Here is an 11,220-nt window from a genome sequence, read left to right on the forward strand (position 1 = left end):
AGGCCAGTCGGGGAGAAAATCCCCTTCTTTTTTTATTTCGGAGAAGCCTGAAAGGCATCTTCCTCGGGCAGCATAGAACTTGATTCGGCTGAAGTCTACTTGCTGGATGAAACAAAATAAGGGACAGTAAATAATCTCAGGAAGCTATACCACATCTCACAAAATACTCCGGTTATGGACTTCAAAGAAATGTTTTCTTATTTTATTTACATCCCCCCTATTTTTGAATTGGGTTTAACTTTATTATCCCTGGTCATATTATATTCAATTATATTCTCCCCAAAGATCTCATCTTCAACAATACCTCTTTATAAGAAAATAACATAAGTTATTATGCAGTATAAAATTTTCCGATTAGATGAGCTACCCATAATTTAAACCTGTTCAATCCCGGAAAAGTGCCTTTGTATGCTGAACCTGAGACAAGAATCAGAAAATAATCCGTTTTTGAGTAAACCGGCCGAGGACAATCTAATGGCTAAAGAAGAAATATATAGGGTTCTATTTGAGCAGTCCAATGATGCAATTTTTATAACAAAGGGGAAGCGTATTCTGGAAGTTAACCCCAAAGGCTGTAAACTTCTCGGATATGAGAGGGCTCATCTTGAAAATATTTCTCCCCTCTTTCTCTTTACTGAAGAATCTCTTCCCGGCTTCCGGGACGCATTGAAGGTAACTCTGGAGAACGGATCGGCGTTTTTTGAGACACAGATCAAAAGGTCAGACAATAATATCCTCGACATAGAGGTTAGTTCCTCGGTAATGGGTGAAAAAAGTAAAAAGTTCCTGATAATCGCCCGGGACATCACTTTGCGTAAAGAATCGGAACGTTTAGTGCAAAAAGAAAGAGATAGATTGAGTGCTTTACTGGAAAAAAGCCTCTGTGGAATATTGTTAATAGAAGCCTCGAGCCACAAAATAGTTGATGTAAACCCCGTTGCAATAAAAACGATCGGAAGATCAAAAGAAGAGATCGTCGGAAATATCTGCCACCAATTCATCTGTCCGACCGAGGTCGGAAAATGTCCTATCAGTGATCTTGGACTGAACGTGGATAATTCAGAAAAAACTATCATCAATGCTCAAAGGGAAGTTGTCCCGATCCTTAAGAGTGTGGCTCCGGTAACCATAGGGGACAGAGATTATTTTGTCGAAAGTTTCATTGACCTGTCCGAGTGTAAAAGAACTGAAAAGAAACTGCTTCAGGCAAAGTTTGCTGCAGAGAGCGCAAGCCGGGTCAAGAGTGAATTTCTGGCTACCATGAGCCACGAACTGAGGACCCCTCTTACTGCTATCTTAGGTTTTTCGGACCTGCTGCTAGAAGGTATAAATGGAGAACTTGATGAAAGAAGTAAGCGATATTTAAATAATATTTCACGCAGTGGAAACCATCTCCTCGCCCTTATAAACAATATTCTTGACCTTTCAAAGATTGAAGCCGGGAAAATGGAACTAAACCTGGAATGTTTTTTCATTTCCGAAGTTTTTGAAGACTTGAAGTTGATAGCCTCCTCAGGCGCATTAAATAAAGATATTTCTATGGAATTCAATGTTAAAGATAACCTGTCTATCATTGCTGACAAAATAAGATTCAAACAGATTCTTTATAACCTCATAAGTAATGCCACCAAGTTCACCCCCGCTGGTGGGTTCGTCAGAATCTCAGCCGAGAGGGCCGAAAATATGATTCAGATACGGGTCTCAGATACCGGCATAGGGATCTCGGAAGAAGACCGGAAATACCTCTTTGAGCCTTTCAAACAGATTGATTCGAAAATGAGCCGGCAGTACGAAGGTACTGGCCTTGGGCTTGCTCTGGTAAAACAGTTTGTTGATATGCATAAGGGCAGAATATGGTTTACAAGTGTTCAGGGAAAAGGGTCATCTTTCATATTTGAGCTGCCCGTAAATGGACTGGATAAGACGAAAAAACCAGATAATGTATTGAAAGATATTGCCACCAAAGTTGGTGTATCTGCTAACTTCTCAGGATGAATAATTTCAGATTTTTATGCGGTATATTTATAGGAAGGCCGTTCCCAGCCCCGGTGGTGGATAGTACATCATTTTCTCCTCAGGCGGGAAGATCCCTTTCTCGGAAGCTGCAGGTTGACAGGGAGAGTATTTCACAGTATTGGAACCTATTTAAGGTTGGACGTTCTTTCCTAAATGCTAAAGACTCAGGGTTTTCCTGCTGAGTTTTTGAGGCAGCATCAGCTACAACAGCATCAAAAATGAGTTTTTGAAAAATGACGTTCAACAACACCTTCGACTCCTTCCATCCGAAAATCCAGGAAGCCCTTAAGACTCTGGGTTTCATAAAACCCACCGAACCGCAGGAAAGGGCTTTTCCCTTCATCCTTGACGGAAAACACACTCTTCTGATCGCTCCAACCGGCTCCGGGAAAACTGAATCAGCTGTCCTGCCGGTCTTCCACGCTATCCTCAAGAAAAAACCGGAGAAACGGAGCGGGATATCTGCCCTCTACATCACTCCCCTGCGGGCGCTTAACAGGGATATGCTCTCCAGAATTGAAATTATGGGGAAGCTGCTTGATATCAAAGTCCAGGTCAGGCATGGGGACACCCCGCAGAGCGAAAGGCAGCGTCAGTCTAAAAACCCTCCTGATGTGCTGATCACAACCCCTGAGACCCTTCAGGCAATGTTTACGGGCTCCCGCCTGCGGAAGAACCTTGAGACCGTAACCCACGTGGTTGTGGACGAAATCCATGAGCTTGCAGGCTCAAAGCGGGGAGCCCAGTTGGCTGTGGGGCTTGAGAGGCTTGTGGAAATCTCCGGGGAATTCCAGAGAATCGGGCTTTCGGCAACAGTCGGAAACCCCTGGGAGATTGCAAAGTTCCTGGCAGGGGCAAACCGGGATTTTACGGTTATTGAAGTGGCTCTTCTGAAGCTGCTGGAGTTCGATGTAATCAGCCCGCAGGTCTCGGGAGAATCCGAAGATCGGGAGGTCATGGAAATTGCAAAGACCGTGGGCTGTGAACCCGAATTTGCATCTCAGCTTCTGTGCATCAGGAAAATCGTTGAAGAAAGCCAATCCACACTTATTTTTGTGAATACCCGGCAGAGTGCGGAAGCTCTTGCAGCAGGTTTCCGAAAGCTTGGGGCGTCAATTGGAGTGCACCACGGCTCCCTTTCCTTTGAAGCCCGCGTCGAAGCCGAAGAGGCGTTCAAGTCCGGAGCTCTCAGGGGCCTGATCTGCACCTCGTCAATGGAACTCGGGATCGATATAGGAAATGTTGACCGGGTGATTCAGTACGGCTCTCCTCGCCAGGTCTCAAGGCTGCTCCAGAGGGTAGGAAGGGCAGGGCACAGGTTGCACGAGGTTTCCCGGGGCACGATCATCTCCATGGAAGCGGATGACACCGCCGAGAGCATGGCAATTACAAAGGCTGCACTCGAAGGCAGGGTTGAAGAGATTTCCCCGCACAGGAATTCCCTTGACGTTGTGGCAAACCAGATTGCAGGCATGGTTATGGACTTCGGGGAGATCGGAATCGACAGGATTTTCAGGATCCTCGGGTGGACCTACACGTTCAAGGATTTGCGGATTGAAGAGCTGCAGAGGGTGGTGGACCAGATAGGGGACTACAGACTGGTCTGGCACGAGAAAGGATCAAATGTTGTGAAAAAACGCAGGAAAAGCTGGGAATATTATTACGACAACCTCTCCATGATCCCGGACGAGAAAAAGTACGAGATCTATGACATCGTGAGTGGGAAGTCCATAGGGGTGCTGGACGAAGCTTTTGTGGTAAATTTCGCCCAGCCCGGAGCCGTTTTCATAACTAAAGGGGATATGTGGCGGGTCATTGAGATGCCTGACCGCGAACGGGAACCGGGTCGGGACAGGATCAAGGTCGAGCCGGTCGAAGGCATGGGGGAAGTCCCGAGCTGGACCGGAGAAGAAATCCCTGTGCCCTTTGAAGTAGCCCAGGGCGTGGGAAAGCTCAGGGCTGAAACCGCAGCCCTCATCCGGGAAGGGCTTGATGATGAAGCAGTTGCCAAAAAGCTGCAGTTGAAATATCCGGTCGCCAGGACAGCAGTGCTTGAATTTATCCGCCTGCTACGGGACCACGTTGAAGGAGGTTTTCCGCTTCCGGATGCCGACACAATCGTAATCGAAGACGAAGGAGACGCTGTGACCCTGAACGCCTGTTTCGGCCACAACACCAACGGGACGCTGGCAAGGGTTTTGACTTCCCTTCTGTCGGCACGTTTCGGGGGCAGCGTAGCCCAGGAGGTGGACCCGTACAGGATCAGGCTGACTCTCCCCCGCAGGGTCGGCCCTGTCCAGATCCGGGACATGCTTCTTTCTCTCCGCCCGGAACACGTTGAGCCCATCATCGAAATGACCCTGAAGAACACCACCCTCATGAAATGGAAAATGGTCCACGTAGCCCGCAAGTTTGGAGCCCTCTCCCGAAACATCGACTATGACAGGATCAGCATGAAAAAGCTCCTTGAAATCTACGAGGGCTCTTCCATGTACGATGAGGTGGTCCGCGAGATCTTCCACGATATGCTGGACGTCCCCAGGGCAAAAGAAGTCCTGACAAAACTTGCAGCCGGCGAGATTGCAGTCGAGGTTTCGGGTCCAACCCCAATCGGTTCAGCCGGCTTTGCCATGAAAAGAGACCTTGTAGCCCCGGAAAAAGCCGACCGTTCAATTGTGCTTGCCTTAAAGGAACGCATCATGAACGACCACATTATCCTCTTCTGCACGACCTGCAAGAAATGGACTTCCCGCCGGCAGGTCAAAAATGCTCCCGAAGAAATCATCTGCCCGGTCTGTGACTCAAGAATGGTTGCAGCCCTCAAGCCCTGGGAAGACGAGGAAATCAAACTTGTCCGGAAACAGGGAAAGGGCGTCCCGGTCTCAGCCGAGGAGAAAAAACGCATCCAGAGAGTCTACCGGAATGCCAGCATCGTGAACTCGCAGGGGAAAAAAGCCGTTATTGCGCTTGCGAGCAGGGGAGTCGGGCCTGAAACCGCGTCAAGGGTGATTGAAAAGTTGAGGGTGGATGAAGAAGCTTTTTACAGGGATATTTTGAAGGCTGAGAGGAATTATGTGAAGACGAAGAAATTCTGGGAATAAAAAGGGAAAGAATACAGGTGGACTATTAACACCAAGAAAGCTTAAAATTGAGTCACATAATTTCAATTTTTTACTTGTTTTCCTCTCCTTTTATACATATTTTTCCAATTTTCATTTGCTGTATTTTTAGTATCTTAAATTGCTATATCGGTAATCATCGAGGCTCATGCCACAATCTTTGCACATATAGTATGGTTTAATCTCCTCTGTATTGTTTTTAGCTCCACAGTTTGGGCACACAATATATTTTTCTCCAAGACCAAAGAAGGAAGAGTTTATTTCGTATTTTCTTCCATTAGGAGTGTAAAGATATCCGGAGCGTTCGACATGTTCATTCCCAAATACTTTACAGCATGATGGACATATTCCTGTGTTTACTATTTCTTCATCCAGTTCAAAACCACATTCTGGGCACTTGAATTTCTTTTTTCCAAGCCCAAAAAAAGAACTTTCTAATTTGTAGATTTCCCCATTCGTTGCATAGAAAAAATCATCATCAAGCTGTCCATATTTTCCACTTCTCATTGTATCTAACCTATATATTCAATTATTATCGTTTTTATGTATATTATCTATTTATGTCTTTTCAAATAAATATCTTATCTAGCAATTGAAATACTGCTGCAACGATTTTTTTGGCAAAAAACACTGCCAATCGCCATTTTGCTTTCTATCTTAATATTGGTAAATTTCAATCTTAAAAATATTTCAATCCATGTTGCAAGAAATGGACCTCCCGCCGCCAGGTCAAGAACGTGCCCGAAGAAATCATCTGTCCGGTCTGTGACTCAAGAATGGTTGCAGCCCTCAAGCCCTGGGAGAAGAGGAAATCAAACTGGTCAGGAAACAGGGAAAGGGCGTCCCGGTCTCAGCCGAGGAGAAGAAACGCATCCAGAGAGTCTACCGAAACGCCAGCATCGTGAACTCGCAGGGGAAAAAAGCAGTAATTGCGCTTGCGAGCAGGGGGGTCGGGCCTGAAACCGCATCAAGGGTGATTGAAAAGATGAGGGTGGACGAAGAGGCGTTTTACAGGGATATTCTGATTGCAGAGAGGAATTACGTGAAGACGAAGAAGTTTTGGGAATGAAAAGCTGAGAGGGAGTTATTCATATCGAAAGAGATTATCGATTTCTATCATAGAAGAGTGATTTTTGTCTGTTACTTTTTGAAAACATTCGTTTACTTCATAAGTGTAATTTCTCCATTACTGCCAACGTAGTAGTCTAATATATTTCTACATGTCCCATATGAGGATTCTTTGATTATTATGCAATCTTGACGATTTTTTATGCGTCGGGCGTTTTTATTTTAAATATTGACTTCCATAGTCAAAAAATTAAGCATATTGAAATAATTGTAACTTTGTTTGCATTGTAACACCTATTCAAAATAGATATTCAGGAAGGAGTTACAATGAGTAAAATTACAGAAATTTTAGTCAAAGAAGGAGATAAGGTTTTCAATGAACCTTATAAGTTTGTTAAATTTAACAATAATCCAAAAGCAAATGAATTATTAAATGACCTTAAGAACCATCCACATGCTTTTACCCTTGCTTGCATTATGGACCGCCAAATCAAAGCAGAAAGAGCATGGTCAATTCCATATGAGGTTTTTGAAGATTGCGAATTTCCTAATGTTGCAAAAATGAGCCACGAAGATATATCCAAAATATTCCACAGTAAAAAACTTCATAGATTTAACGATGAAATGGCCCTATATTTCTACTTGGCAGTTCAAAAAATTAATGATGATTATGATGGAGATGCTTCTAAAATATGGAACGACGAACCGAAGAGCGCAACATTAGTAAGAAGATTTCTTGAGTTTAAGGGAGTTGGAATAAAGATCGCAACTATGGCTTCTAATATCTTGGCTAGGAAGTTAAAGGTACCAATGGCTGATTACTGTTGCATAGACATATCGCCTGATGTGCATGTAAAAAGAGTTTTCAGAAGGGTTGGATTTATCAATGAAAATGCAACTGTTAACGAAATAATATATTGTGCAAAGGAGATTAACCCCGAATACCCAGGAATTCTTGATTTGCCTTGCTGGGAAGTTGGAAATAAATGGTGTAGGCCAAAAAATCCAAAGTGTAATGAGTGTTTATTGGATAAATACTGTCCTAAGATTATTGACTAATCTACGATCATTGACTAATTTCATAGTAATATTTTAATCGATTTAGGGTTTGCTCGAATGTGTTAATAAATCAATATTTTGGAATTTTCACCAATCTCTCAAAAATACACTGGTCATGCGATTAAAAAGTTCTATGCCAGTTACCTATGACTCCACGAATTGAATAAACTTCAGAACAGCGGCGCAATCAAAGAATTTCCAATCGAAGGATTTGAGGGGGCTGGGGCGGAAATATAATAAAAAAGTTATCTCGCTCTGAATCTCTCCTTTATCAAACCTATTTTTTTCTCTTAATAAGATTTAAAGAGTAAAACAGGCTTTCAGTGTAATGTAAAAGGAGAAGGTATTATCCGGCTGAGATACAAATTCCCTCAAGTAAACTCTGAAAGGCACTCAGAACTGATCACAAGCAACTGGATACAGCTACGTGAGCCGAAAAATTTCGTGTCCACTATACTCGCAGCAATCCCATTAATGATCCTGAATACTCTGCTTTCTATAACGGTCCTTGGTATATTTTCGCCTTTCTCTTTAGCAGATGTCGGCATTAACCCTTCACAACCGATAATGCTAACTATACACTTACAGGATATTGCATACCTTATCGGGCTGGTTTTTATTCATGAACTTATTCATCTTGTCTTTATCCCGGACTTTTTAATTTCGGATAAAACATTTTTAGGAATTACTTATTTTGGCGGATTTGTTTATTCTGAAGAAGCGATATCAAAATCAAGGTATATTCTTATCACACTGGCACCTTTTGTCTTGCTTTCAATAATACTGCCTGGCATTCTGGGGGCTCTGGGTCTATTAAATCCGTTAGCAAAGATCCTTATATTGTTAAACGCTATGAGTTCTGGCGTGGACATGCTGGGTTTGATCCTTATACTGATCCAGGTGCCTGATGGTGCATATTTAACTTCCAACGGGATAAGGATTTACTGGAAAAGGATAGATAAGAGCATTCCCGGAAGCAACTGAAGATGTATGATCTGAAGGTAGACAAGCAAAAATCTCTTTTTTCAAAAATTTCCTTGTGTCCTGCCGGTAACAGCTTTAAACACTCACAGATTAAACGTTATTCTGGTAAAGATGGAAGGTAAGAGCTTGAATTATACGGTCCTGATCGCGCAGGAAGAAGACGGGATATATTGCGAAAGTTCCTGACATCTCTGGTTGTTATACTCAGGGAAAAACAGTTGAACAGGCCATGGAGCGTATAAGGGAAGCGATCCAAGTCTGCCTTGAGGCCGAATAACACGAAAAGTATTTTTTAATATTAGAGTCCCAGCTCTTTCTTGAACTCTGAAAGGGGTATCAACGTTCCTTTTTTCTGGTTCTCATAACTTTCATCTACGAGCTTCCTCTCTTCATCAGTGAGTATGCGGTCTGCATCTACCATATGATATCTCACTCGATCTCAACCATAATAAATGGTCAGTATTAATAAAATCAATATCAGTAACTCGTTTTCCAGGCTCGGTATTTTTCCAGGTCATCTTTAATAAGGCTAAATGCAAAAGCAAGCACAGCGACATCATCCACAAATCCAATTAAAGGAAGGATATCCGGAGAGATGTCAACCGGATTTATGAGATACAGAAGAGCGAATGTTATCACTAATACCGTTTTCTTCGGAACCGGGTATTTCTTATTAAAGGAATCTGCTAACATTGAAAACAATAATTCTAAATAATCCAAAATTTTCCTGAGATCTGCTCGGCGGTGATGAACGCCTCCTACTTCTTCAGGAAAAACCGTGCTGATATCAGAAGCTTGATCTGGATTTTCATTAAATTGGTCAAGATTTGATCCAACTTTCTTCGCTCTGAAGTTATTGGTTTTATCCATGATAATCTTCCAATCTTGTATTAAATTGTATATCGAGTCTCTTATACTAACTATCAAATTGAATAGTATTTCTCTTTTTTGCATCAATTAAGGCAATATCTGAGTTTTCAACACTGCGCCTTTTAAAAACTGAGTTGATTGAAAAGAAGCGGTGCAATCGGAGGATTTTCGGTCGAAGGATTTGAGGGGGGCGGGGGAGGAAATATAATAAAACAGTTCTTTTTGGGTTATTGGGTAAGAATTCATCGTCAGTGGTTCTGTTGAAAAGTGGTGTCCACTTCTATTGAATTCGGAAACTTGAGAGGAGTTTTAGCGTTGTTTTTTGGAGCGGGGGCACGAACATACTCCATTGCAGGGGTGCACCAGGTCAACTTTGATCGGTTTAAATCAAGGATTTCTGCATAGCTAAGGAATGATCAAAATATAGCTTCACTGTTTAGTTCGGGAATTGCTCTATAGTTCCATTTCCCTAACTAATCATTCCTGGCAACAAAAATTCTTGATATTATATTTGTATTGTTCCTAAATAATGGACATAATAGGGAATCTGATCCTGGATTGTATCAATATTTCATAAATGGTGATTAAACATCATATAAATTAAAAATATTTTATAATTAGTTACAAAAAAATCAAAAAGTTTTTATTCAATTTTGTTTTCTTTTTTAGAGAGGATAATATGAAAAGCATAAAAGAGTTTAAATCAGTGGAAAAACTTGCCGTTATAGTATCAATAGTTGTCGGGATGTTAGGCATATATACCATAGTTGTAACCACAGATTTCGGTATCTCTGTGTCCCCCATGAGTGGTGATGCAATTCAGGGGACTCCCATACAAACAACAGTTACTGTAAAGGATGAAAGTCCGATTCTAAAGCACTATAATTATGAGGTTACTCTCGCAGCAAATAATCTTCCAAATGGAATTTCAGTTACCTTTTCACCCAATGGGGGCCCAAAACCTACCTATGTGTCCAATCTAATAATAAATGTAGACAAGATGGTGCCACCAGGTGATCATGTAATCGAAATCACAGGTACATCACAAGACGGGAGTGAAAGGACTTGTAAGTATATGCTCAATGTTAAACCTAGTCCAGGAGAAAATTTCGATATGGACCCAATAGGGCGTAGTGAATTTCAGGGAGATGTTGATGAAAACATAATTGATACCATGGACAGTACTCTTGGCTGGCTTCCTTTTGATGAAAAAATGGGATCCACAGAAAAAGTGAATTCCGTATCAGGAATGGAAAATGACGCTGTCGAAATAGCTTATAATCTTATGAAAGATGGATTTGTGGGTATTTCAAAAAATATTGATTCTGAAAAGCTAGCAGATGCAAAAGGAATAAGGTTTTACTACAAACTTAGTGGTGAGCCAAATACTATTCAGATCAAACTCATAGATCAAGACGGATTACACTTTGGAACATTATTTGCACAAACAAAAGCTGTAGATGACTGGACACCCATAGAAGTTTCCTTTAGTAATTTTGATCTCTGGAGTTCCGAGTCAGCTAAAAGCCTGAACCTGAAAAGCATTGAAAAACTAGAATTTGTTATTGCAAACAAACCCGAATTTGGGGATTCTCCGGGCACTGGAAGTGTCTTTATCGATAAGATTGAAGTGATTGAATAATTAAAGTCTCAATAAATTTATTATCAGTCGAATACCCCGCTAGCTTGCTGCGGGGATGGAAAACTTCCCCGATAACCGTTAATGATAATATGTAATTTATCAATTCCATTTTCCGGTTGTTAACTTCTACTCAAACTAAAGTTTTTAGGGTTATTGTTTTCTTTAACGAAATTTGGAGCGGTGGCGCGAACATACCCCGTTGCTTGCGGCGGGGTGCGCCAGCGCAACTTTGATTTCCGCCGAATACCCCGCAGCTTACTGCGGGGATGGACAACGGAATTTTGAAGCGGGGGGCGCCAGTGCAACATTGATTTGAGCTTATTCCAAAACAGATCTATTTGGCATGAAAGTACCTCTGATTTCGCACTCCGGACCCTCATTCTGAATTTATGATTATGTTGGAAGCAAATATAGCATTTTTGTCCTGTTAAATTGAAGTCAGGGTCCGGAATGTGGACGTGA

The 11,220-nt window shown here is 42.1% G+C and carries 10 protein-coding genes and 1 pseudogene; 7 read left to right on the forward strand and 4 right to left on the reverse strand.

Going from position 1 to position 11,220, the window contains the following annotated elements; all coding sequences use genetic code 11:
• Positions 1–474: 474 nt before the first annotated feature.
• Together PHF18_RS13830 and PHF18_RS13835 are read left to right on the forward strand one after the other, a co-directional pair.
• Positions 475–1,995, forward strand: coding sequence for an ATP-binding protein (locus PHF18_RS13830; protein ID WP_300103887.1), 1,521 nt, complete (start codon positions 475–477; stop codon positions 1,993–1,995).
• A gap of 254 nt (positions 1,996–2,249) precedes the next feature.
• Positions 2,250–5,117, forward strand: a complete 2,868-nt coding sequence (locus PHF18_RS13835; protein ID WP_300103890.1) for a DEAD/DEAH box helicase — start codon at positions 2,250–2,252, stop codon at positions 5,115–5,117.
• Between the two features lie 126 nt (positions 5,118–5,243).
• Here the strand turns inward: PHF18_RS13835 and PHF18_RS13840 are convergent, their stop codons facing one another.
• On the reverse strand, positions 5,244–5,642 hold the full coding sequence (locus PHF18_RS13840) for a hypothetical protein (protein WP_300103893.1): 399 nt from the start codon (positions 5,640–5,642) through the stop codon (positions 5,244–5,246).
• Positions 5,643–5,836: 194 nt separating this feature from the next.
• On the opposite strand from PHF18_RS13840, the pseudogene PHF18_RS13845 reads away from it, so the two are divergent.
• Together PHF18_RS13845 and PHF18_RS13850 are read left to right on the forward strand one after the other, a co-directional pair.
• Positions 5,837–6,204 (forward strand): annotated as a pseudogene (locus PHF18_RS13845) (helicase); the annotation flags it as partial.
• Positions 6,205–6,530: 326 nt separating this feature from the next.
• Entirely contained in the window at positions 6,531–7,262 is a 732-nt protein-coding gene (locus PHF18_RS13850) for a hypothetical protein (RefSeq protein WP_300103895.1), read from the forward strand.
• Positions 7,263–7,633: 371 nt separating this feature from the next.
• On the opposite strand, the gene PHF18_RS13855 is transcribed toward PHF18_RS13850, so the two are convergent.
• Positions 7,634–7,810: a hypothetical protein gene (locus tag PHF18_RS13855; RefSeq protein WP_300103897.1), complete on the reverse strand. Its 177-nt coding sequence runs from the start codon at positions 7,808–7,810 to the stop codon at positions 7,634–7,636.
• Between the two features lie 19 nt (positions 7,811–7,829).
• Between PHF18_RS13855 and PHF18_RS13860 the strand changes: the two genes are divergently transcribed.
• On the forward strand, positions 7,830–8,246 hold the full coding sequence (locus PHF18_RS13860; RefSeq protein WP_300103900.1) for a DUF3267 domain-containing protein: 417 nt from the start codon (positions 7,830–7,832) through the stop codon (positions 8,244–8,246).
• A gap of 187 nt (positions 8,247–8,433) precedes the next feature.
• Positions 8,434–8,523, forward strand: a complete 90-nt coding sequence (locus PHF18_RS13865) for a type II toxin-antitoxin system HicB family antitoxin (protein WP_300103908.1) — start codon at positions 8,434–8,436, stop codon at positions 8,521–8,523.
• Between the two features lie 21 nt (positions 8,524–8,544).
• Here the strand turns inward: PHF18_RS13865 and PHF18_RS13870 are convergent, their stop codons facing one another.
• Together PHF18_RS13870 and PHF18_RS13875 are read right to left on the reverse strand one after the other, a co-directional pair.
• Entirely contained in the window at positions 8,545–8,667 is a 123-nt protein-coding gene (locus tag PHF18_RS13870) for a hypothetical protein (RefSeq protein ID WP_300103903.1), read from the reverse strand.
• Positions 8,668–8,723: 56 nt separating this feature from the next.
• A complete protein-coding gene (locus PHF18_RS13875) occupies positions 8,724–9,116 on the reverse strand; it encodes a YkvA family protein (protein ID WP_300103905.1) in 393 nt (130 codons plus the stop codon).
• 679 nt (positions 9,117–9,795) lie between these two features.
• On the opposite strand from PHF18_RS13875, the gene PHF18_RS13880 reads away from it, so the two are divergent.
• Positions 9,796–10,758, forward strand: a complete 963-nt coding sequence (locus PHF18_RS13880; RefSeq protein ID WP_300103906.1) for a carbohydrate binding domain-containing protein — start codon at positions 9,796–9,798, stop codon at positions 10,756–10,758.
• Positions 10,759–11,220: the final 462 nt, after the last annotated feature.

This window comes from Methanosarcina sp. (assembly GCF_028693135.1).
GTDB lineage: Archaea > Halobacteriota > Methanosarcinia > Methanosarcinales > Methanosarcinaceae > Methanosarcina.

Coding starts and splice junctions, on each gene's coding strand:
- PHF18_RS13870 (WP_300103903.1), bottom strand. CDS start 8,667: ATGGTAGATGCAGACCGCATACTCACTGATGAAGAGAGGAAGCTCGTA.
- PHF18_RS13830 (WP_300103887.1), top strand. CDS start 475: ATGGCTAAAGAAGAAATATATAGGGTTCTATTTGAGCAGTCCAATGAT.
- PHF18_RS13875 (WP_300103905.1), bottom strand. CDS start 9,116: ATGGATAAAACCAATAACTTCAGAGCGAAGAAAGTTGGATCAAATCTT.
- PHF18_RS13835 (WP_300103890.1), top strand. CDS start 2,250: ATGACGTTCAACAACACCTTCGACTCCTTCCATCCGAAAATCCAGGAA.
- PHF18_RS13850 (WP_300103895.1), top strand. CDS start 6,531: ATGAGTAAAATTACAGAAATTTTAGTCAAAGAAGGAGATAAGGTTTTC.
- PHF18_RS13840 (WP_300103893.1), bottom strand. CDS start 5,642: ATGAGAAGTGGAAAATATGGACAGCTTGATGATGATTTTTTCTATGCA.
- PHF18_RS13855 (WP_300103897.1), bottom strand. CDS start 7,810: ATGCCGACATCTGCTAAAGAGAAAGGCGAAAATATACCAAGGACCGTT.
- PHF18_RS13860 (WP_300103900.1), top strand. CDS start 7,830: ATGCTAACTATACACTTACAGGATATTGCATACCTTATCGGGCTGGTT.
- PHF18_RS13880 (WP_300103906.1), top strand. CDS start 9,796: ATGAAAAGCATAAAAGAGTTTAAATCAGTGGAAAAACTTGCCGTTATA.